Genomic DNA, 23,917 nt, shown 5'->3' with positions numbered 1-23,917 from the left:
TAAAACTACAGGGGTATAAAATGAAAAATTAACAAAAATTAAACATTGAACACTATTTTTTATGGGGGTATGAAATGATTTTATACTTTTATCAAAATTTTTAAAACTAAATAACTATGCGAAAAATTATTTTAAGTGTGATCCTCATCACAATTTTGTTACTATCCATTTTCTCTATTTCATTTGTTACTGAATCCAAAACACTAGGTGCTCATGTTGTCGAATTGAAAATGGACACAGGAGATACTGCATGGATGGTTGTTGCAACTGCTTTTGTATTATTAATGACTCCAGGTTTAGGTTTCTTCTACGGAGGTATGGTTGGTAAGAAAAACGTAATTAGTACCATGCTGCAAAGTTTTATGGCAATGGTAATCGTTACTATTTTATGGGTAGTTATTGCGTTCGGATTGTGCTTTGGTCCTTCAATTGGCGGATTCATAGGAGATCCTACTTCAAATATATTCTTTCAGGGTGTAAGTGCCAATACCGCATGGGAACTGGCGCCAACAATTCCTTTCATCCTTTTTGCATTGTTTCAGGCAAAATTTGCTATCATTACACCAGCTTTAATAACAGGAGCTTTTGCTGAACGTGTACGTTTCTGGGCTTACTTATTATTCATGGTTTTATTCATATTATTGATTTATGCTCCATTATGTCACATGACATGGCATCCTGACGGAATGTTCTTCAAATGGGGAGTTTTAGATTTCGCTGGTGGAACAGTAGTACACATGAGTGCTGGTTGGGCTGCATTAGCTGGAGCGATCTTCTTAGGAAAACGTAAAGTTCAAAAAGTAAATCCTGCAAGAATTACTTATGTATTATTAGGTACAGGTTTATTATGGTTCGGATGGTTTGGTTTCAATGCTGGTTCTGCAGTTGGAGCAGGAAGCCTTGCTGCTCAGGCTTTAGGAACTACAACTGTTGCAGCTGCTTCTGCAGCAATGGCATGGGTTTTCCTTGATAAAATTTTAGGTCACAAATTATCTGCTATGGGTGCTTGTATCGGTGCTGTTGTAGGATTGGTAGCTATTACACCTGCTGCCGGGTTTGTATCTATCCCTCACGCATTGGCAATTGGTATCATCGCTGCAGTAATTAGTAATATTGTTGTAAGCAAATTCCCTAAAGGAAAAATTGACGATGCTCTAGACGTTTTCGCCTGCCACGGTGTTGGAGGTATGGTAGGAATGTTGTTAACAGGAGTATTTGCTTCAAAAAGCGTAAACTCAGTTGTGGGTGACAACGAAGGTTTAATATTTGGTGATGCTACTTTATTCCTTACTCAATTAAAAGCTTTAGTACTTGTTTCTATATTTGCTTTTGTAAGCTCTTACATTTTATTCTTCATCGTTAATAAAATAACTCCTCTAAGAGTTACTGAAGAAAAAGAAGAATTAGGATTAGATATTTCTCAACACGGAGAATTCTTATAAGATATTAAAACAACCAAAACCAAAATAGAAAATCCCTCTAAGTTTCGCTTAGAGGGATTTTTGTTTGAATTAATTTTAACCTTGGGACAGCTTATTATTTTACAATCTAAAACCACACAATAAATTCTACTTTCAAAAATAGACAACCTATAAATTTTCTTCAAAATGATTTTCAAATCAGTTGTTTATATAAAATCTATCATTTGTAGATCAATTTCACATATCAGATAAGTTCAAATTGAAACCAACTTTGACTAATTGTAAGCTTATTGCTATTGATAATACATCTTATTCATGTAAAAACAAATAAATCTGAAAGTATAAATTTGAGTAAAAACATCATATCAAAACATCATTGACAGCAGCAGCAAAGTGTCTTTTTTTATTTAAAAAAAAAAGCCACAGATTAAAAGCTTTTACAAATTTCAATGATAAGAAATCCATTTGTATCTTTTAATCTGTGGCAAAATGATTTTTATTTAAAATTCGAAATCCCTTCTTTCAGCCATTGTAAATATTCTTCTGTTGGAACATAACTGATTGTAGGTTTAGAGCTGTTCAGATTATTTCCTTCTAAATCTGTTATAACGTATAAAGGCTGTGTGTTGGTTTTATATTTTGAGATCATAAAATCTGTCCATTTATCACCTACTGTCTCGATTTTATCTCCTGAAGCCGTTACAAATTGTTTATCTGCCGGCAATTCTCTTTTATCATCAACATACAAAGAAATCAAAACCACATCATTTTTTAAGATTGGCATAACTCTTTCGTCTGACCAGACATTGTTTTCCATCTTTCTGCAATTCACACAAGCATATCCCGTAAAATCAAGCATAATAGGTTTATTGATTGATTTTGCATACGCCAGACCGTCCTCATAATCATGAAAAACCACAATTCCGTGTGGGCCTAATTCGGCTCCTTTTGGCAAACCGCTTTCTGAAGCAGTATTTCCACTACCCGATCCCCCTACTCCAAACGGACTTTCACTGTATTGAGGCGGAGGCGGAAAAGCACTGATTAATTTTAATGGTGCTCCCCAAAGTCCCGGAATCAAATAAAATGTAAACATCAGTGTAATCAATCCCAGATACAATCTTCCAACTGAAATATGCTGCAACGGACTGTCATGAGGCAATGTAATTTTTCCAAATAAATAAAGTGACAAAGCTCCAAAAATAGCGATCCAGATGGCGATAAAAACTTCTCTTTCCAGAAAATGCAATTGTAAAACCAAATCAGCGTTTGATAAAAATTTGAAAGCTAAAGCTAGTTCCAAAAATCCTAATACTACTTTTACCGTATTTAACCAGCCTCCTGATTTTGGCAATGAGTTTAACCAGCCAGGAAACATTGCAAATAACATAAACGGAAGTGCCAATGCAGATGAAAATCCCAACATTCCAACAATTGGAGCTATTCCTCCATTTGAAGCTGCTTCGACCAATAAAGTTCCAACAATTGGCCCTGTACATGAAAAAGATACAATTGCTAAAGCCAAAGCCATAAATAGTATTCCGATAATTCCACCTCTGTCTGCTTGTTGATCTGCTTTGTTAGCCCAGGAATTTGGCAGCATAATTTCAAAAGCTCCTAAAAAAGAAGTTGCAAAAATGATCAATATCACAAAGAAAATCAGGTTAAACCAAACATCTGTCGACAAGGCATTCAAAGCATCGGCACCAAATATTTTGGTAACGATTAAACCTAAAACCACATAAATGGCAATAATAGAAAGTCCGTAAATAACAGCATTTCGAATTCCTTTAGCCCTGCTTTTACTTTGTTTGGTAAAAAAACTCACTGTCATTGGAATCATTGGAAACACGCAAGGTGTCAATAATGCCGCAAAACCCGATAAAAACGCAATAAAAAAGATTGACCACAAACTTCTTGAAGAATTTGACACTGGCACATCTGATTTAGAGACAGATTTTTCAATGTTCGATTTTGCAGCTTCAACCTTTGTCTTTGTTGTATCGGCAGCTTTTTCTACTGTATCGATAGCCAGTCCTTCTCGTTTGGTTTCATCTAATTTGGATTCTGTCACAGCAGGAACTGTTTCCATTTTAAAGGTTGACGGAACAGCTATTGAGAATTTTTTATTTGAATTGATACAAACTTCTTTGCAAGTCTGAAAATCAAACTCAACCTCAACTGTTTTTAAGTTTGGATTGATAAGCTTGATTTCCTGTTCAATATGAGCTTTTCCTTCAAAATAAGTTTCATTTACTTCAAAAATATCATTGTACGATGTTTTTGTTTTCCCTTCTTTCGCTTTACCAACTAAATCATAATTCCCCTTTTGGTTTTTAAAAGAAATTTCTAATGCCAAAGGACCTCCTTCTGGGGTAAACTGCGAGTACATGTGCCAGTCTTTTTCAATGACAGCATCAAAGATTAAAAGCGCATTGTTGCCTGATTTCTTCTCAATTTTAGCAGTCCATTTAACGGGTTCTAAAACCTGAGCATTACTTTTTGCAAAAGCAAAAAAGAAAAACAGTAAAAATAAAATGGATTTACTCCAGAAACTTCTTGGCGTTATAGCCTGACGGAATTGATTAAAGTTCATTATTGCAGTTCTATTTTAAGTATGTTATTTGTGGTGTTTTCTATTTTAAATCGCTCATCCTGCCTGATTCCGATTACCCATACTATTTGATCTTTTGAACATAAAAGCCAGGTGTTTTCTTTTTCAATCAGGGATAACTTTTCATCCTTGAAAAGCTTACTGATTTTCTTTGACTTTCCGTTCATTCCAAAAGGCTGAAACGAATCTCCTTCCTTCCATTTTCGCAAAATCAGCGGGTACTGAATTTTTTCAGCATCCACAAATATAACCTTATTTGAATCTATAGTTATGTGACTAACGTTACAAAGCTTCAACTTTAAGGGAAAATTAACGTCATGATCGTTTTCATTGATTTGAAATTCTTCTATTTCCGGCGTTTCAACAACAGGACTCAAAATCAGAGTTTCTCTGTTTTTTAACAATCGAAATTCAGCCGAAAACACCTGTTTTCCTGATTGTCCGTCTACCAGATCATAAATATCATTCCATGCCAAAAAACCAAATTCGTTCAGCCATTGGTACAAATACGATTTGTAATTCGGTAATTTTTTAAGCTGATTTAAATCGAAATGTATTTCTTCTCCTGCCTCTTTTGCTACCTGCTGGTAAATCATTATTGAAGCATCTTCAGCCATTTCATTAGATTCCTGAAGGTAGGATTGCGTTTTTTGAAAAGCTTTCAGAAAATTAGGATTGATTTCCTTTAAAATCGGAACCAAATCATGTCGAATTTTGTTTCGCAGGTATTTATTCGAAGCATTGCTGCTGTCTTCACGCCATTTGATACTATTCTCTTTGGCATAATTAAGGATTTCTTCTCTGGAAAAAGGCAAAAGAGGACGGATGATTTTATCATTTTGTTCCGGAATACCAACCAGACCGTCCAATCCCGTACCACGGCTTAGATTAATGATAAAAGTTTCCAGATTATCATCTGCATGATGAGCAGTCAGGATATAATCGAATTGATGGGTTTCCAAAAGTTCGTAAAACCAGCTATATCGCAATTCTCGGGCTGCTATTTGTGTAGAAAGTTTGTAATCTTTTGCAAAAGCTTCAGTATCAAACTGGGTTGTAAAAATAGAGATATTGTTTTCTTTACAATAATTTCGAATGAAATCCTGATCACCAAAACTTTCTAATCCGCGAAGCTGAAAATTACAATGCAAAACTGCTATTTCATATTCTAATTGCTGAAACAAATGCAGTAAAACCATGCTGTCCAATCCGCTACTAACAGCAAGAAAGAGTTTTTTATTTTCCAAAAACGGAAATCTTGCCGAAATATGATTTTTAAAATTTGAAAGCATCTGAAAAATTAAAAAATGAATATTTTTAAGAACTGCAAAATTAAGGCTTTTAAGAATAGCTCATTGCAAAAAATAGAATTGAAGCTTCAATCAAAATTTAAGAAAGCTGATCCTGTAATTTTTTAATATCGTCACGTAATTTGGCCGCCTGCAAAAAGTCTAATTCTTTTGCCGCTTTTTCCATTGACTTGCGTTTTTCGCGAATCATTTTTTCTAATTCAGATTTCGATAAATAAGCTGTTTCTGGCTCGGCAGCAGCAGGCAAAGTATGTCCCAATTCATATTCAACCAAAGGATTTTTGGTAAAAGCACTTTCAATTTTTTTGTTTAATGCCTGAGGCGTTATACCGTTTGCGGTATTAAAATTAATTTGTTTGGTTCTGCGGTAATTGGTTTCATCAATAGTTTTTTGCATACTGGCTGTAATTTTATCCGCATACATAATCGCTTTTCCGTTTATATTTCGGGCCGCACGACCGATGGTCTGGGTCAAAGATCTGTGATTACGAAGAAATCCTTCTTTATCAGCGTCTAAAATAGCAACCAGAGAAACTTCAGGTAAATCCAGTCCTTCACGAAGTAGATTCACACCAATTAATACGTCAAAAATTCCTTTTCGTAAATCCTGCATGATTTCAATACGTTCCAAAGTATCAACTTCTGAGTGAATATAACGGCAGCGAACACCAACTTTAGTCAAATATTTGGCTAATTCCTCTGCCATTCTTTTGGTCAGGGTAGTGACCAAAACCCTTTCGTCCAATTCGCAACGCACCTGAATTTCTTCGATTAAATCATCAATCTGGTTCAGACTTGGACGAACTTCAATAACTGGATCTAATAATCCGGTTGGACGAATAATCTGCTCGACATAAATTCCATCTGATTTTTGCAATTCGTAATCTGCAGGAGTAGCAGAAACATAGACTACCTGATTTTGCATCGCTTCGAATTCTTCAAATTTCAAAGGTCGGTTGTCCATTGCTGCGGGCAAACGGAAACCATATTCTACCAGATTCTCTTTTCGGCTTCGGTCGCCTCCGTACATGGCGTGAACCTGCGAAACCGTTACGTGACTTTCGTCAATTACCATCAAATAATCGCTTGGAAAATAATCCAGCAAACAGAAAGGTCTTGTTCCGGCTTCTCTTCCGTCAAGGTAGCGGGAATAATTCTCAATTCCGGAGCAATACCCTAATTCCCGAATCATTTCCAGATCAAAATTGGTTCTTTCTTCCAGACGTTTGGCTTCAAGATGTTTTCCTATTTCTTTAAAATAATCAACCTGTTTTACCAAATCCTGCTGAATCTCCCAAATCGCACCCTGCAATACATCCGGAGAAGTCACAAACATATTGGCCGGATAAATCGTCAGTCTTTTGAATTTTTCTATTACCTGTGACGTCTTTACATCAAACGATTCAATTTCTTCTATTTCATCTCCAAAAAAGTGAATTCGATAGGCGTCATCGGCATAACTTGGGTATACTTCTACAATATCTCCTTTAATACGGAAAGTTCCGGGATTAAAATCGGCTTCCGTTCTGGCATATAAACTTTGTACAAGGCTGTGTAGTAGTTTAGTTCTCGAAATAACCTGATCTCTTGTGATTTCAATTACATTTTTTTGAAATTCCACAGGGTTCCCGATACCATACAGACAGGAAACCGAAGCAACGACTAAAATATCCCTGCGTCCGGAAAGTAATGAAGAAGTGGTGCTTAAACGCATTTTCTCCAGTTCTTCATTAATAGATAAATCCTTTTCAATAAAAACTCCGGTTACGGGCATAAAAGCTTCCGGCTGGTAATAGTCGTAGTAAGAAACAAAATATTCTACCGCATTATTGGGGAAAAATTGTTTGAATTCAGAATATAACTGGGCTGCCAAAGTTTTATTATGTGCCAAAACCAAGGTAGGTTTCTGTACTTCCTGAATCACATTGGCCATTGTAAAGGTTTTTCCTGAGCCGGTTACACCTAATAGGGTTTGGTATTTTTCACCATCAACAATACCTTGTGAAAGTTTTTGGATTGCCTGAGGCTGATCTCCTTTTGGACTATATTCTGAGGATACCTGAAAATTCATTTCGAACTATGAAAAAATTAGTTTGTAAAGATACAAAGTTTAAAGGCTATTAAATGTTAAGTTCTGCTTATTCTAAAAAGTCAATCATGGCATCATTAACCATTTTCGTCTGATCAATGCTCAAAAAATGCCCTGCATCTTTGATTATTTTTGTCTTGCTGTTTGGGAGAAGTTCTTTTGCTTTTTCAAGGCTATCTTCTGAATTGATTACATCTTTATCGCCAATAAGTATTAGAACCGGATTTTTTACAGATTTTAATTCCTCGTTAGAAAAAGGCGTCATTTTCAGCATACTTGAATTTGATTTGGCGTATTTGTTCGCCAGATAGAATTGTCTTTTGTAAGCAGGGTTAATTTTTTCGGGATGTGTCGAAAAAGTTTCGAGTGTTTTTCCGAATTTCTTTTCACTTGGAAAAAGTTTCAGCATTAAAGCAGATGACGTTTTGCCAACTTTGTCAATAAATTTAAACGTTTGTGCAGGACTTAATAATACTATTTTATCAATTGAATTTTCTTTCTGAATCGCCAGCAATGTTGTAATCCAGCCTCCACGGGAAGCTCCTACAATGTCAAATTTCTTTAGTTTGTAATGTGCGAAAATTTCGTTGTACCACGCCACAATATCTTCTTTAGAAAGAGGCTTGGCTGTTAAATTAGACTTTCCGGGTTCCATCAGGAAATCGATAGCGTATATTCTATGATTTTTTGCCAAAACCTTAATATTAGGATACCACATTGTTGAGCTGGCATCCATTCCGTGCAGCAATACCAAATTTTTTCCGTTTTTAGGGCCTGTGACTATAACATGTGCTGTTCCGAAACTGGTTTTGATATTTTCTTCGGTATACGGAATATCCCAAAGTTTTAGAGCTTTATCGTATGAACTCAGATAACTTTGTTTTTCTTTTTTGGTTTGAAAAACATAATCATCAAATTTTGCTTTTTTAGAAGCGCATCCAAAAAGCAAAAACAAAAGCATAAAATTTAGGAGTATTCTTGTCATGACCGTTTATTATTTTATTTAAAGTTATAACAATCCCATCTGAAAAGAGTTCCAGAATTTTAGTTCAAAATATTATAATTATAAGCTTTATGATTTTTTTGCTGTCAGATGGTAAATCTGAACAAAGGCTAAAATGGCATTCGGAATAATAACTGGCAACAGCCATTGACTGACATCTCGAAAATCTTTTAAAAAGATACCGTAAACTACAAAACAGATACAACCAAAAAGATTAATAAACCGAATGGTTCTGAGGTCTTTAAGCAAAAAACCTCCTACTATAAAAACTGACGCAAGGTATCCAATATATTCTGCCATAATACTGATATTAAATAGTTTACACTAAATATAACAAAAGCAGATTACATAATCAAGATTTGAGTCTGAAAATCAATCATTTAAACAAACCACTTGCTTTGCTCAGATGGATTCAGAAAAGTCCAGGCAACAATCCTGCTGTTTTTTTGACCCTGTGCCATATCAATGGTTTTGACTTCCGCAGCATTTACTTTTTTTAAGGTTTTGTAAATAGATGAAAGATTCTCTTTTTTAGAAACCAATGTAGTAAACCACAAGCATTGCGAACTATATTTTACACTTTCGTAAATCATTTGGGTTATAAAACCAATTTCACCTCCATTGCACCACAATTCGGCATTTTGTCCTCCGAAATTTAAAACAGGATTTGTGTTTTTCTTTTCTTTTGGATTTAGATTAGAAACTTTTCTGGAAGTACTTTTATTAGCTTCCTCTGCCGACGCATGAAAAGGCGGATTACACATGGTAAATGTAAAACGGTCTTCTGGTATGATGATATTTTTGAAGATAAAACGGGATTCCGTTTGCTGTTGCAAACTGATCGCTTCAACTAATTTTGGATTAGCTTCGATTATTTTACTGCAATTTTCAATTGCTTTTTTATCAATATCGGTCGCAACAAAACTCCAGTCGTAAATTGCATTTCCTAAAATTGGGTAGATACAATTGGTACCGGTTCCGATATCTAACCCCAGAACTGAAGAACCTTTCGGAATGTTTCCGTTGTTGGTTCCGCTCAGTAAATCGGCAATGTAATGAATATAATCTGCTCTTCCGGGAATGGGCGGGCAAAGGTAGTTTTTAGGAATATCCCAATTCTGGATATCGTAATACGCTTGCAGCAAAGCTTTATTGAGTGTTTTTACAGCAAGCGGGTTACTGAAATCGACGGTTTCAATTCCGTATTTGTTTATGGAAACGAAGGATTCCAATTCGGGACAATTTGAAATCAGAAGTTCGAAATCATAACGGGAACGGTGAAGATTTCGAGGATGTAAATTATTTTTTTCAGAATTGTCAGCTGCTTTCATTTTGCGAATTTGAGTGCAAAGATAGTCATTCCTTTTTTAGAAAAAGTTCTTATGAAACCTGCAGCCCTAGCCCTGATGGAAGCGACATCCTTTTGTGGTGGGGTTCACCACAAAAGATACAGCGTACAGCAGGTATTAGCTCCTAATCAAAACATTCCATTAAAAGCAAATCTCCTTCATGATGCGTGATCGTTACAATTCCGTCTTTTTCGACCGAGTTACTGCTTCCGGTTCTGTAGCCCATTGTAAGTGTATCGTCCTGTAATTCATATTTTAGATTGTTCGAAAAAATACCGTTTACGACTCCAATCGGAATAAGTGAAATTGGTGTTTGCGCGGTGTACCATTTTTCGAATTTATTGGGCAGTAAAAATATTTTGGAATGGTCGTCGAGAATAACGATTTTAAGTAAATTGCGGTAACGGACAATTTGTGTAAGATTGGTTATGGTATGATCGGCACGTTTTCCGGTGGCCCAAACTACATTTACAGCCGGAATTTTTCTTTCGATGAGATAATCAAATGCTTTTTCGAGATCTGTTTTTTCCTGATCCGGTGTATAAACAATTTCGATTGGATATTGCGCTGTTTTGTAAACTTCAGGATCGAAACCTCGATCAAAATCCCCCAGAAGCACATCAACTTTAATCCCTAAATCGATGACACGCTCAATTGCCGAATCGAGTACGATAACCAGCGGAGACCATTCGAGCAGCTGCCCTAATAACTCAGCACTACAGGCGGCTCCGTTGGCAATAATTAATGCAGGTTCCTGATCGTCGCGTACTATATGGTGTGATGACATGCTGAGTTTTTTTGAATGCGGTGCAAAGGTACGGCTACTATTTTAGATTTCAAATTGGAGATTTTTGTGGTTTTTATCGAATTAAAAATCCAGCAAACGTCTATGGTAATTGATTTGCCCCAAATGATAGGCTAAATGTGTAGACAGATGAATCAGAAAGAATCCTGTTGTCATTTCTTTTTCAAAAACAATTTGTGGGTAAATGGTTTGCAAATCGACTTCGGTTAAGGAATCAAGTACATCGTTTACAACCAAAATAGTTTCATCAATTTCACTGATTAGTTCATTTTTAGGAATATCTTTTTCCGAAAATTCTAAAGGGCGATCCCTGATATAACCTGTTTTTCCGAGTTCGGCACCAATATAAGTGTTTAGGTTGCCAATTAAATGCAGGCAAAGATTGCCCGAAGAGTTAGAAATATTTTTATCGATTGCCCAAAGCTGTCCTTCGTTTTGGTATGCTACGATTTCATCTTTTAATTTATTCAAATCACGGTTAAAGAGTGATTTCAGACTTTCTATTACCATGATTTTAAGCTTTATTTTTTACCGGAATCCAGATTTCTTCTTCTGAATCAGGACTATCTTTTTTATACTTTTCCCCCATTATTGCAAAATGAGGGCGGTCATCGACATTGTATTCTGAGTTCGGAAGCCATTCTGTAAAAATAAAACGGTAAGATTTCTCAGCTTCTGTTGCCGCGCCTTTGTGAATAAAAACAGCATACAAACCATTAGGAATTACTAAAGTTTGCATACCCGACGGAATTTCACTCAAATCAAAAACCTCAACTGCAGCCCATTTTTCAAAAGTATTTTGAGGATTAAAATCATCAAAATGCCCAATAGGAAAAACTTCAAGCGAGTACAAATTAGAATCAATTGTGTTTTGAATTTGCTTACGTTCCGGCATAAAACTGCTCCATAACTGAAATGTTTTATTTTCAACAAACGACATTGTAATATGCTTTCCTATGAGCTTTTTTTCGAGTAAGTTTTCAATTCTGGCTTTCATTTTTAACTACATTTATTGTATTTTATACTTTTTAGTATCAATCTCGCTTAACGAAAAATAGCCCAGCGGATAATTAGCCTTATCAGTAGTATTCACAATATTTCCTCTGACGGTTGCAGGAGGGGACTGAAATGGACCTCCGATGTTACTTCCGGCAATACTCACCAAAATACTCATATAGTTATAGTATTGTTTAGAAATTCCAAAATGAGTTAATTCTATTTCATCACCAGGTTTTAAATCATCATCGTCAGACAAACTAAAAAACTCATTCCCCTGAAAAAACTTATCATCATCTACATAATAGTTTGACGCTATTTTATTTGAGTATACATATTTGTACAAATAAAAATTGTCAACATCGGCAGGATCGTTGTAATACGCTCTGATTTCAATATCCTTACCCGTAATGCCACCCTCATTATTCTGCTCAATACGTGTTATTGGAGCAACAGACTTCAAGGTTTCACTTGCAGTATAGGTATTTCCGTTACTAATCACTGTCAGGTAATAGGTCGCATCTATGACCGGTTTAAAATTATTGCAGACATAACGCCCCGTTTTTGGAACTTCAATAAAATCAAACTGTTGATTGGCACTATTTTTTATGAAAATGGTTGCTCCGCTAACAACTGGTATTTCACCCTCAAAATAACCTGTTGTTGTTGACAGGTTTATAGTTTGTTGTGCCCCGGTTGTCCCTTTTTTCCAGTTAATATCAGCTTCTATCACTAATTTTGGAGGTGCTGTGTCCAGATCAACATCTACAACTTCTTCACAGCCTGCAAAGAAACCCGATATAAAAACAATAAATAATAAGATTACTTTTTTCATGATACCTCTTTTTATTTTTTCTTTGATGAAAGATTAAAATTTAAAATTATAACTCACCGCAGGCACTATTCCGAAAATAGATATCCTTACCGCTTCATTTATTCCGGTATCTACATTCTGCCTAAAATTGATTGAAGCCGCATTACTTCGGTTATACAAATTATAAATACTAAAAACCCACTCGGCTTTCCACTTTCTGTCTTTATTATTTCGGGGTGTTAAGGTTGCCGAAACATCCAGATGATGATACGTTGGAAGACGATTTTCATTACGCAGACCGTAGCTCGGAACTGTAATTCCTAAATATTGATATTGTCCATTTGGATACGTAACCGGCTGTCCTGTCTGCAAGGCAAAATTGGCTCCAAATGACCATTTTTCGTTTAAATTATAAGCCGAAGTAACAGCCAGATTATGTGTTTTGTCATAAGCCGAATTGTACCACTGTCCATTATTTATTCCAGTTTCTTCCGGAGTTCTTCCTGGTGTCTGCTGCTCTGATTTTGATATTGTATAAGAAATCCATCCATTAAATCTGCCTTCGTTTTTCTTAACCATGAGCTCCATACCATAAGTACGCATTTGGCCGTTTAGAATAACCTGTTCAATAGCTTCGTTTGCAATTAAATCGGCACCGTCAATATAATCCAGCCTATTTTGGATTTTCTTGTAATAGGTTTCTACTTCAAGCGAATACGCTCCGTTTTTGATATTTCGAAAATACCCTAATGCAACCTGATCGGCTATTTGGGGTTTGATGTAATTATCACTTGGCATCCAGATATCCAGTGGTGTAGGAGAAGATGTGTTCGAAATCAGCTGAAGGTACTGCGTCATTCTGTTATAACTGGCTTTAACAGATTCATCCTCATTCAGCTGATAAGAAAGAGACAAACGGGGCTCCAGATTATCATAACTCTGAATTACTTCGTTTTGGCTAAAATATTTTGTGGAAGTCGGTGTCCCTTTTTCGTAAATCTGTAAATCAGTATTAAAAACAACAGGATTGTTGTTTTCATAATAATTAATTGTCGAAGCTCCCAAACGATAAAACAAACTGTAACGAAGACCATACCCTAATGTTATTCTTTTCGAAATCTGATTTTCGCCATCAATATAAACAGAAGGTTCTAAAGCGTATTTTTTATCCATTTGATTCGGATTAATTCCTGAATCGCTTGTACTTGGCTTGATAGTGCCCGGATTGAAATCATAATAAATTCCGTTTACGCCATAATTTAATTTGAATTTATCCGAAATATAATGCTTGAAATCATATTTTAAATTATAATTTCGAATTCCGGAATCCCATTGAAAACCAACAAAATCCAGTTCCAGTCCGTAATAATAATCACTGTAAATCAAAGATAAATTTGAAAACAGTTTTTCAGAAAACAAATGATTCCAGCGCAGGTTTAAAATTGAGTTTCCGTAAATATTGGTAAAACTTTTATTCAGACTAAAAACATCGCGTCCAAAATAACCGGATAAATACAAACTATTGCTGCTGTTTAATTTGTAACTGAATTTAGCATTCAAATCATAGAAATAAGCCGAATTGTTTTTCTGGTCTTCCGAAAGTTTTAAAAACAAATGTGCGTATGAAGCTCTTCCACCAATCAGAAAAGAGCCTTTGTCTTTTACAATTGGTCCTTCCAAAAGTAGCCGGCTCGAAATCAATCCGATTCCTCCATTGGCATGAAATTCTTTGCTGTTTCCGTCTTTCTGAAAAATTTCTAAGACAGAGGAAGCACGTCCGCCAAACCTTGCCGGAATCCCTCCTTTGTACAGCTTCAAATCTTTAATTGCATCGGGATTAAAAACCGAGAAAAATCCGAAAACGTGAGATGAATTAAAAATATTGGCTTCATCCAGTAAAATTAAGTTCTGATCGGCACCGCCTCCGCGAACATTAAAACCTGATGCTCCCTCGCCTGCATTAGTAACGCCCGGAAGCAATAAAATCGATTTTATAACATCAACTTCACCCAAAACCACCGGCATTTTTTTAATGGTAGCAATCGAAAGTTTATTCACACTCATTTCGGGCGATTTGATATTAATCTTACCCTTATTTTCCTTAATTACAACTTCCTGGAGTTCCTCTCCTTCCCCATTTAAAGCAAAATTATTTTTAACATTTTTATCTAAAACAATTGTTTGCTCAACAGTAGTGTACCCCACATAACTAAGTTCTATCTGATGTTCCCCGGCGGGAAGTGTAAGCGAATAAAAACCGTATTCGTTGGTTGTTGTTCCAATTTTGAGACTTGGAACATAAATATTTACACCTATTAAAGTTTCGTTATTTTTAAAATCGGTTATGGTACCGCTTAAGGTAAATTTTTCCTGAGAAAATGAAGTTAGGGTAATTAAAAAAAGAATAACAAATGCGCCAATTTTTTTTGTAATCATGGTCTGTATTTTGTTTTTACATAATTAACAATTGTCGCTAAATTTTGTTGCATTTCAACTGTTAAAAATGAGTTAAGAATCTGAAATTGTTTCAATTAAAACATTCAATTCCTTAAGTCATCCATAATTACGTGATTTGTTATGCTAGCTTTTAAATTTATTCTGAACAATTATGTTTTTTAGTTTTACTTTTAAATCTTCGCCCGTATCATAAATCATCTGTTCGTTATTAGGAAACGCTACTGCTCTCTTGTTGAAATTTGGCAGATAACTTTCTTCACAGGCATTTTTATCTCCTTTGTAAGTGGCATACATAGACTCAAAAACAAACTCGCTTGTTACCGGAAAAGTCTGTAGCAATTGATTATTTTTTGCATTTACATAATCAATTTTTGCCATAATCTGACAGGATTTAAATTGTCTGAATTCAAATATATTAATTCGGATATTTTTAAAATTATCTACCTTAACCGGTCGTCCCAAACTGTCCTTTACAGGATTTCCTCTGGAATCCAATAGGGTTTTAACACCGTCTTTGATTTGTTTTTCCTTAATAAATTCCTTCTCCTTGATTTGCTCCGGAGAAATAACTATTTCTCTGAAATTTACAATCAGGCTGTAATCATAAGAGATGTTTTTTTGTTTGGGATTATGATAAACCGTCCATTTATCGTTTAAGCCGTAAGTGCTAATATCCAGTAAATCGTCCTGAAGCTGTTTCGGAATTACCAAATTTGTCTGGTTTTGACTAGATACATTAACAAAATCAGTTCCTTTAAACTGGGCTTCTTCCATCAGTTTTTTGACGTTTTTATACCCCGCATTTATTTTTTCCAGATAAGCCAGATCATCATAAGCCTTTCTGTAATCTGTTTTTACCTTCGATTTCAAAAGCGCTGACGCATTATCATACAAGTATTTTGACAATGCCGTTTTGCTTTCAATAATTCTGTCTGTATAATTATCAAATGCAAAAGTGGCGTTTTTGCCTTGTTTTATTAATCGAAGCGGCAATAACGGACGAATTTTTTCCTGACGCTCTTCTAAATTTAAGTACGTATTGAAAATGCGTTCCAAATTTGCCGGATTCGATTCTTTGACCATCATTTCGATGTCACGCAAGTCCCTTTCTTTGGCTTTTGCAAATGCTTCTTCAAGCAAATATACATAATCCTGTTTGCCCTTAGCATCTTTATTAGTTCTCAATGATTCAACCGAACGGTTAATCGCCCCATCGTAATCCCCACCGGTCAACATCGATTGTGTAGTTTTTACCCCACAGGAAAAAGCTAAAAAAATAAGTAAAAAAGATAAAGTAATTTTTCGCATAAAATATAGCATTTGAAGGTGTAAATATATCTTTTTTCATTTTCAACAACCATGCCTTTTTCAAATTTATTTTTAAGAGCATTTACCCTCTTTTTCATCACAACCTCCTGTCCCGCTCTCCCCTGAATCTTTTGCAGCGAACCCCGCTGCAAAAGGATAACGGCTCGATCGGGGCTAAATAGGAAATCTCTTTTTCATAAGATCTAAACCCTTATCTTTTAAATAAGCTGAAAAAATTCTGAATACTATTTCCTTCCAAAAGCGACAACAGAGAAATCACAAATATCTACTTTAAATAAAAAAGTTACATATTTCTTTATGCTAATTGAGTTTGTCTTATTTTGAATCAAAAATTTCGTCCAGACCTTCCATTGCAATGGTAAAGCCTTCTTTGAATCCCATTTCAATAATCATTTCCAGATCTGAGAGTTTATCATGTCTGATCACTACATCTACAAAGGTAGAATCACCTTGCTCCGAAAAAGTCACGTTCCAGTCAGAACGAGGAAAGTCTTTGTTTAAATTTCCATCACTGTCACAAAAAGCATCCAGATATTTAAAATTTGTTTTTGGAGTTATTGATGTATAATCTGCAATTGCCCAATGTTCCTCTCCTTCTGGTCCAACCATGGCGTATAATCTTCTTCCGCCCTCTTTAAATTCCAAGCTTTTAGTTCTTGACTTCCATGGAGCCGGAGCCCACCATTGATCGAGAATTTCGGCTTCTGTCCATGCTGACCAGACATTTGACAATGAGGCACTAAATTCGCGTTTTACATTTACAGTATTATCTTCTTTATTCACTGTAAAATTCATTAAAAGATTTGATTTCATATTCTTATATTTTAAATTCATTTAGTGTTTTCTACAAAGATTTTATCCAGACCTTTCATAGCGCTTGTAAATCCTTCTTTGAAACCCATTTCAATTATTTTTTCTAATTCTTCTAAACTGTCTCGTTTTATAGCAATATCCACAACAGTGAAATCCCCTTGTCCGGAAAAAGTGATATCCCAATACGAACTCCCGAAAGCTGAATTTGGATTTCCTTCTGCATCACAAAAAGTAGAAGAATGTTTGAAATTTATTTTTGGAGAAATAGAAGTATAATCAAAAACAGCCCAGTTTTCCCCACCTTCAGGATTGACCATGGCGTATAATCTTTGACCGCCTTCCTTAAATTCCATTCTTTTTGTTTTGGATTTAAACGGAGCCGGTGCCCACCATTGATCCAGAATTTCAGCTTCAGTCCAGGCAGACCAAACGTTTGCTACTGGAGCATTAAATTCACGTTTTATAGTTACTGTTTTATTTTCCTTATCTACAGAAAAATTCATTGAAAGATCAGATTTCATTTTCTTTCGATTTTAAATTCATTAATACTTGATCCAGCTGACTAAAACGGCTTTCCCATATTTTTTTGAATTGTTCCAGCCAATGATCTATTTCTTTCATTTTATCAATTTTTAACTGATAATAAATTTCACGTCCCATCTTTTTTTCTTCAAGCAAATCACATTCATTCAGAATTTTAATGTGTTTTGAGACAGCTTGTCTTGTCGTTTTAAACTGTTCGGCAATCGCATTTGGTGTTAAAGCACTTGAAGAAATCAATACTAAAATCGCTCTTCGTGTAGGATCGGCAATCGCCTGAAAAATATCTCGTTTCATTTTTTTATAAATAAGCAATCAATCAGTTGCAAATATAAGCAACTTTTTGGTTGCGCAATTTAAAAATATGGTTTATTTTCAAACTATTATTGGGACGAATAAAAAAAAGACGCAAATGCGCCTTTTTAAATATGGTTTGTATTTATTTTATTAGTTCGAAACTTTTTTATATTCAAAAGTACCTACTTGAGGGTTTGTTATTGTACGTTTAGTGCTGTCAAAATAATCGACTGTAAAAACAACAGGCAGTATAACTGAAATAATAGTCAGTTGTGAATTGTCACTGGACAATTTCCATTTTGCTTTATGGGATTCATCACCAATAACACTTTCAAAATCACCATTTTCTTTAAAAACCTGAAAAACCTGGTCTGTTTTGAATTTGTCCTGAATACTTTTCTCTTTTCCTTTTTTGGTCCACTTAACCAGTTGCCACTTCCCTACAAGTTCTTTAGAAGTCTGTGCCGTGGCGGATAATCCAATTAAAAAAACGAATGCTAAAATAAATTTCTTCATGTTTTTAAATTTTTAGAGTTGAAATATAAATTTAACTGTTTTTATCTGATTTTCAAGAAAAACCAGGTTTAACAAATTATAATTTATTTATTTTACGATTAGCTAAAAACTTTTCAATCCAATCTATAGAAAACAAACATTAGAATTAATTCTTTTTTTTTATTCCTTTCTAATTTTCACCTGATAAACTACCTCCCAAAAAACAATAGCAAAAACAGCATTAGACAATATGACTGTTTTGATATCATAAGGATCATATTTCGAAAACAAATGCAAATCTGAAATTTTTAAAGCCAAAAAAAGAGCCAGGCAAGCTATTGCAATAGCATACAATACATTTAGTAAAGGTCTCCATTTTAAAACTAAAAAAGCATAAATAGTATTCAAAACAGCGAAACCAAAAGCTAATGTTATAAATAAATCCGTTTTTAATCTGGATTGAAGCGAAAGTAAAAATGGCGTTAAAATAAGATACAAAAGAAATAGAAGCGAATAAATTAGAATCCGAATATGTGTTTTCATTTTTGTGTTTTTTAAAAGAAGATTTTGACAGATATAAGATTAAGAAAAGATTAAACCGAATAGCTTTGTTTACTGCAAAACTGCATCAATCTTGGTTTCTGATTTTTCCTTAACCGGGCTATCAGGATGAAAACTCCAGATAATTAGAAATTTCCCTTTTGCAAGATACTCTTCAGGATGTTCATCAGAAGGCTGTCCGTTTTTGCCCCACAACAATCCTTGCAGGAATCTTTCTCCTTTGAATGTGTGTTCAAATTCAAAATACATAATTGAACCACGATCACCATTACTTTTAAAACTTTGAATTGCTTTACTTTTTACAATTCCGACAATATTGGCGTAGGTTTCAATATCGTTATAAAAAGTGCAGGCCTGAGGTGTGATACAAATATTACCATCGTTTAAGGCATAACTTTTAGGGATTTCTTTTGCTTTAAGCTTTAAATCAGCGATAGTCTGACTGAATAAATTAGTGGTAAGTAACAGAAACAGTACTGATACAGAAATGGTCATTTTCATTGTTTGGTGCTTTAAATTTGGGGATTACAGCAAATATAATCTCCGAAAACTATCTTAACGGAAATTGAATTTACACCAAGCTAAAATAGTTTTTTATTTTATATGGAAAGGTAAAAAATTGCACTCTCCTTTCTTAATAAATTTGAGATACTCTAAATTTAAAAAGTTCCAATAAAATGAAAACCAACCATCGAATTTGAAATCTGGGGAATTAATTGTTTATGCATTTTTATTTTTCCAGGATCGTAGTTAAATGCACTGGAATTTCGTTTTTCCCTTTGTTTGCGACTACTAATCACTATAGAACGCCCAATTATTGTACCTACCAATCCTCCTACCAATAAGTCTGAAACCCAATGTTCATGACTTTTTATATCTGAGAGAAATACAGCTGTTACAAATGTATAAGGTATCCAATAGTTATTGTACTCCATTTGGAATACTTTAGCTACAGCAAAATATGAAGTTGCATGAAAAGAAGGAAATGAAGTCCCTGTTCCTCCATGACCAAAGTGAATATTATCATAGTTGCCAAAATCCCATGGATTTTTTGTCCATGGTTCTACGACAGGTTTATCATCATTTATTTTTCTTTGAGGTCTGTTTCTTGATGTTATCGTTTTTAAAACAATTTGAGTTATAACATAAGAATAGGCTAAAGATTTAGCAGCGTTAAGAGCAACAACCTGTCCTTTTTCGTTATTAATAATTAATGCCCCTGCATATAATCCAATAATTGGATAAACAATATAGGAATCAGTTCCTACTACATGAGGTATTGTACTTTTGATTTCTGGTAAACTATAATCAATATTGGGTTCTATCTTATCGTGAAGATAACCAGTAGTATGTCTGTCAACAGCTATCAAACCAATTATTCCTGCGGTATAAAGTGCCGTTCTTTTCCAGTCACTTGATATTGTCTGCCCCATTGCTTTAAAATCTCCCGGAACACTAAGAAAGCTGTCAGCAATTACAGAACCTGCTACTTTAAATCGGTTTTCTTTTTTAACTTTTAAACTATCGTGTTTTATTCTTATAGTGTCATTTTGAGAAAAACAGGACATTGAAAATAGGCTCAAAAGGATTATGGCGTGGTATTTCATAGTAAAACAATTTAAATTTAAATTTATTCAACAGGTGATGCCAAAAATTGTGGTCAAGACATTAAAATTCAGAACCTTAAAATCATTCACATAAATATAATGAAAAATATCTTACAATTTTAATTTTTATAATTCTTTATTACTTAAAAAAAATCTTGTCTACTCGAAATAAAAACACTGCCTAAAAACCAATTATAGTTGTATCTATATGTGGTTGCGTATCAGAATAAAGGCAGTATGCTTTTGTGAAGTCAAACAAAACATTAGATATAGCCAAAAGCTACACGGCGAGAGATAAAAATATTATTATACCTTTTTTAATAAGATTTTTTTAATTTAGCTACTTTATTCTCACGCATTGAAAATTAGTACTATCAGCTTTTCAATTAACAAAACTTTACTAACATTAAAAAGAAACTATTCCGCTAAGGGTCCTTTAGAAAAAGGTCTTAATAATGGACGAATCTCACTCCATGCTTTTAATATTTTATTTACATGCTCAGTTGCAAGCGGTGAGGTCGCTAAAAGTATTCCACTTATATCTATTTGTTGTTCAGAAATTTTATTAAATCCTTTTTCAACTTCTTCAATTACTTCAAGTCCAATTGGGAGTATTTTGCTTTGTAATTCAGGAAAATTTATTTCAACAAATCGTAATACAGTTGATAACATCATACTTTGTCTTACAGGAGCTGGAGGATGAGTGTAATTATCAAGATTATCTAAACTAAAACTAAGTCGTCCAAAGATTCGATAAAAACAGTAGTTAGCAAAATATATTAAGTAAATGCTATTTTCCAAATCAGTATAAAACTCCGTAAATGCTTTTGGAATAAATTCTCTATGATTAAGCAAGACTTCAGTTTCCATGATTAAATTATTAACAGCAATACAGTCAGCATCCATTTCTAATGCTTGCCACATTAAATTGCCTTCAGCTAAATTATTTATTTGCGTGAATTCATTATAGCTACTATCCGAAAAAAGGCTTTTTTTGTAATCTAGATGTCCATTTTTTACATGTGCATACTCATGTATTAAAATTGTTTTAAGACAAGTTTGCGTAAGGTATCGTGCTAAACTTGCACGTAGTGGGTCTTTTGGGATAACTATTTTTTCTTCAATAGTATAATCTTTTAGCACATCAAAATCTATAACTTGCACGTCAAAAATTTTTTCTGGTGAAGTTTCTTTAGAAGAATCACCATATTGTTTCAATATTTCCGGATGAGAAAGCATTCTGTTAAATAAGTTACTGATACATGCTATGGTTCCTGCATTTATTCCAATATAATATTGATTTTCAAAAAGAGTAGCTTTTGCATTTACTCTTGAATCATTGATAATATTAAAATTACAAGAAGGTAAATCTTTTCCATTATTTCTACACCATTCTAGTATTTTACTTCCATAAATCCTGAGATTATCTGTCTCAAAAACACCTTTAATTGGCCAAATACCACCATCTAATCTAAAAGCCAAATCAAATTCTTTTTCTTTTTGTGTGAGTATTAAATCATCCATGAATTTGCGTATTTATTTTATTACAATATTAAGTTTTTAGCATTACAGAAACTACTATTATGTTTTAATTGCGGATAAAAACAGTCATTTTTCATCGATAAGAATTAGAATACGGTATGATCATTTTGAAGCAGCAAAATAAATGAAATAGTCGAAACCCTAGTCCGAAGGACATCTCCTTCGTTGGAATACAATATTATACAAAAAAATCCCGTCTCAATAAGGAAACGGGATTTTAAAGATTAAAGTGATATTCTCTTTTTTTTTTATTTTTAAACTACTGCTGCATTTTCTTGCGGCAACGGAATTTGATTTTTAAGTAAATCTTCGAAAGTTTCATGAGCACGAATCAGAATTCCTTTTCCGTCTTTCCAAAGAACTTCAGCTGGTTTGTATCTTGAATTATAGTTCGAAGACATTGAAAAACAGTATGCTCCGGCGTTTCTGAAAGCTAAAATATCACCTTCTGTAATTTCAGGAATTCTGCGATTGTTTGCAAAAGTATCTGTTTCACAAATGTATCCTACCACAGAGTAAAAACGCTCTTTCCCTTTTGGGTTAGAAATGTTTTCGATATGATGTGAAGACCCGTATAACATCGGGCGAATCAAATGGTTGAAACCACTATCCACTCCAGCAAAAACAGTAGAAGTGGTTTGCTTTACTACGTTTACTTTTACTAAGAAATGACCTGCCTCACTCACCAGAAATTTCCCTGGTTCGAAAATCAACGTTAAATCTCTACCGTATTCTGTACAAAAGGCATTGAATCTTTTAGATAATTTTTTACCTAACTCTTCAATATCTGTTTCGATATCGTCTTTTTTGTAAGGCACTTTGAATCCGCTTCCGAAATCTAAGAATTGTAAATCTTTGAAATGTTTAGCTGTATCAAAAAGGATCTCAGCTGCATACAAGAATACTTCGATATCTAAAATATCAGATCCTGTGTGCATGTGAATACCAACAATACTCATTTTTGTATTCTCCACAATTCGCAAAATATGCGGAATCTGATGTACAGAAATTCCGAATTTACTATCGATGTGTCCAACAGAAATATTAGCATTTCCACCCGCCATTACGTGTGGATTGATACGAATACAAACCGGAATATGTGGATGTTTTGTTCCGAATTGCTCCAGAATAGATAAATTATCAATATTGATTTGCACACCCATTGCGGCAACTTCTTCGATTTCCTCTAAAGAAACTCCGTTTGGTGTAAAGAAAATTTTGTCAGGATCATAGCCAGCATGAAGTCCTAGCTGAACTTCCTGAATAGATACAGTATCTAAACCAGACCCCATGTTCTTTAATAACTGAAGAATCGCAATGTTAGACAATGCCTTCATGGCATAATTAACTCGTAAGTTTTCTACCTTAGAGAAAGCTTTAGTTAATCTGTTGTACTGAGATTGGATTTTTTCGGCATCGTAAACATACAATGGACTTCCAAATTGGTCTGCTAACTGCAGTAAATCTTTTGCTTGCATTTTTAAACTTATTTTGAGCAAATTTATTACTCTTTTGAGAGTAAACAAATTAAATACAGAAAAATAACAAATTATAACAATTTGTTTGTTTTTTAAACTTTTTAAAGATTTTATTTAAATTCTAAACAATTCAATAAATTATTAAAAAATATCCATAAAGAAAATAAAGAGGCTGTCCGAAAAGGGCAGCCTTTTTTATGCAGCAAATTTTAGGGATTGATTTTGCGTTGGTTTTTTTATGAAAAAATATTCTGTTGCGGTTTTAAAAAGGTAGATTTCGACTTCTACAACTCTATTTCGAACTCGCATAGAAAATTTTATATGAGTATTATGCTTTTTATTGTTATTTGCCACCATTTTTCTAAAATTGTGTCCAATAGCCATCAATAGAAATTCC

The 23,917-nt window shown here is 34.2% G+C and carries 23 protein-coding genes; 1 reads left to right on the top strand and 22 read right to left on the bottom strand.

Annotation, left to right across the window (positions count from 1 at the left end; genetic code table 11):
* Positions 1-116: 116 nt before the first annotated feature.
* A complete protein-coding gene (locus tag AAEO57_RS20090; protein WP_341694820.1) occupies positions 117-1,442 on the top strand; it encodes an ammonium transporter in 1,326 nt (441 codons plus the stop codon).
* 475 nt (positions 1,443-1,917) lie between these two features.
* Here the strand turns inward: AAEO57_RS20090 and AAEO57_RS20085 are convergent, their stop codons facing one another.
* From AAEO57_RS20085 to AAEO57_RS19980, 22 genes are all read right to left on the bottom strand, one after another.
* The gene (locus tag AAEO57_RS20085) at positions 1,918-4,017 is read right to left on the bottom strand and encodes a protein-disulfide reductase DsbD family protein (RefSeq protein ID WP_341694819.1); all 2,100 of its coding nucleotides are present in this window, start codon (positions 4,015-4,017) and stop codon (positions 1,918-1,920) included.
* Positions 4,017-5,327, bottom strand: coding sequence for a tRNA lysidine(34) synthetase TilS (tilS, locus tag AAEO57_RS20080; RefSeq protein WP_341694818.1), 1,311 nt, complete (start codon positions 5,325-5,327; stop codon positions 4,017-4,019). The genes AAEO57_RS20085 and tilS overlap by 1 nt, the downstream gene beginning before the upstream one ends.
* Positions 5,328-5,424: 97 nt before the next feature.
* A complete protein-coding gene (gene uvrB, locus AAEO57_RS20075) occupies positions 5,425-7,416 on the bottom strand; it encodes an excinuclease ABC subunit UvrB (protein ID WP_341694817.1) in 1,992 nt (663 codons plus the stop codon).
* Positions 7,417-7,483: 67 nt separating this feature from the next.
* Entirely contained in the window at positions 7,484-8,419 is a 936-nt protein-coding gene (locus AAEO57_RS20070) for an alpha/beta fold hydrolase (protein WP_341694816.1), read from the bottom strand.
* A gap of 87 nt (positions 8,420-8,506) precedes the next feature.
* Complete coding sequence (locus AAEO57_RS20065) at positions 8,507-8,737, bottom strand: uroporphyrinogen decarboxylase (protein WP_341694815.1); 231 nt, start codon at positions 8,735-8,737, stop codon at positions 8,507-8,509.
* An 80-nt stretch (positions 8,738-8,817) separates the two neighbouring features.
* Positions 8,818-9,768: a 23S rRNA (adenine(1618)-N(6))-methyltransferase RlmF gene (rlmF, locus tag AAEO57_RS20060; RefSeq protein ID WP_341694814.1), complete on the bottom strand. Its 951-nt coding sequence runs from the start codon at positions 9,766-9,768 to the stop codon at positions 8,818-8,820.
* Between the two features lie 142 nt (positions 9,769-9,910).
* Positions 9,911-10,573, bottom strand: coding sequence for a thiamine diphosphokinase (locus AAEO57_RS20055; RefSeq protein WP_341694813.1), 663 nt, complete (start codon positions 10,571-10,573; stop codon positions 9,911-9,913).
* An 81-nt stretch (positions 10,574-10,654) separates the two neighbouring features.
* Positions 10,655-11,101, bottom strand: coding sequence for a DinB family protein (locus AAEO57_RS20050; protein WP_341694812.1), 447 nt, complete (start codon positions 11,099-11,101; stop codon positions 10,655-10,657).
* Between the two features lie 4 nt (positions 11,102-11,105).
* Entirely contained in the window at positions 11,106-11,588 is a 483-nt protein-coding gene (locus AAEO57_RS20045; protein WP_341694811.1) for a GyrI-like domain-containing protein, read from the bottom strand.
* 12 nt (positions 11,589-11,600) lie between these two features.
* The gene (locus AAEO57_RS20040) at positions 11,601-12,422 is read right to left on the bottom strand and encodes a DUF4249 domain-containing protein (protein ID WP_341694810.1); all 822 of its coding nucleotides are present in this window, start codon (positions 12,420-12,422) and stop codon (positions 11,601-11,603) included.
* A gap of 33 nt (positions 12,423-12,455) precedes the next feature.
* Positions 12,456-14,837 carry a TonB-dependent receptor gene (locus AAEO57_RS20035; protein ID WP_341694809.1) on the bottom strand — a complete coding sequence of 794 codons (2,382 nt, stop codon included), beginning with the start codon at positions 14,835-14,837 and terminating at the stop codon, positions 12,456-12,458.
* Between the two features lie 144 nt (positions 14,838-14,981).
* On the bottom strand, positions 14,982-16,166 hold the full coding sequence (locus AAEO57_RS20030; RefSeq protein WP_341694808.1) for a hypothetical protein: 1,185 nt from the start codon (positions 16,164-16,166) through the stop codon (positions 14,982-14,984).
* Between the two features lie 336 nt (positions 16,167-16,502).
* Entirely contained in the window at positions 16,503-17,000 is a 498-nt protein-coding gene (locus AAEO57_RS20025) for an SRPBCC family protein (RefSeq protein WP_341694807.1), read from the bottom strand.
* Positions 17,001-17,017: 17 nt separating this feature from the next.
* Positions 17,018-17,521: an SRPBCC family protein gene (locus AAEO57_RS20020; protein WP_341694806.1), complete on the bottom strand. Its 504-nt coding sequence runs from the start codon at positions 17,519-17,521 to the stop codon at positions 17,018-17,020.
* Positions 17,511-17,837 carry an ArsR/SmtB family transcription factor gene (locus AAEO57_RS20015; protein WP_341694805.1) on the bottom strand — a complete coding sequence of 109 codons (327 nt, stop codon included), beginning with the start codon at positions 17,835-17,837 and terminating at the stop codon, positions 17,511-17,513. Before AAEO57_RS20015 ends, AAEO57_RS20020 begins: the two co-directional genes overlap by 11 nt.
* A gap of 150 nt (positions 17,838-17,987) precedes the next feature.
* The gene (locus tag AAEO57_RS20010; protein WP_341694804.1) at positions 17,988-18,353 is read right to left on the bottom strand and encodes a hypothetical protein; all 366 of its coding nucleotides are present in this window, start codon (positions 18,351-18,353) and stop codon (positions 17,988-17,990) included.
* A 159-nt stretch (positions 18,354-18,512) separates the two neighbouring features.
* Positions 18,513-18,875: a hypothetical protein gene (locus tag AAEO57_RS20005; RefSeq protein ID WP_341694803.1), complete on the bottom strand. Its 363-nt coding sequence runs from the start codon at positions 18,873-18,875 to the stop codon at positions 18,513-18,515.
* 69 nt (positions 18,876-18,944) lie between these two features.
* A complete protein-coding gene (locus tag AAEO57_RS20000; RefSeq protein WP_341694802.1) occupies positions 18,945-19,394 on the bottom strand; it encodes a hypothetical protein in 450 nt (149 codons plus the stop codon).
* A gap of 158 nt (positions 19,395-19,552) precedes the next feature.
* Positions 19,553-20,500 carry a phosphatase PAP2 family protein gene (locus AAEO57_RS19995; protein WP_341694801.1) on the bottom strand — a complete coding sequence of 316 codons (948 nt, stop codon included), beginning with the start codon at positions 20,498-20,500 and terminating at the stop codon, positions 19,553-19,555.
* Positions 20,501-20,917: 417 nt separating this feature from the next.
* Complete coding sequence (locus tag AAEO57_RS19990) at positions 20,918-22,024, bottom strand: hypothetical protein (protein ID WP_341694800.1); 1,107 nt, start codon at positions 22,022-22,024, stop codon at positions 20,918-20,920.
* 272 nt (positions 22,025-22,296) lie between these two features.
* A complete protein-coding gene (gene lysA / locus AAEO57_RS19985; protein ID WP_341694799.1) occupies positions 22,297-23,520 on the bottom strand; it encodes a diaminopimelate decarboxylase in 1,224 nt (407 codons plus the stop codon).
* Between the two features lie 195 nt (positions 23,521-23,715).
* The coding region (locus AAEO57_RS19980; protein ID WP_341694798.1) for a hypothetical protein at positions 23,716-23,917 on the bottom strand (202 nt) is incomplete at its 5' end.

Source organism: Flavobacterium calami (assembly GCF_038290035.1).
GTDB lineage: Bacteria > Bacteroidota > Bacteroidia > Flavobacteriales > Flavobacteriaceae > Flavobacterium > Flavobacterium calami.
Note: the sequence above shows the minus strand (reverse complement) of the source record. Positions and strands in the feature narration are given on the sequence as shown.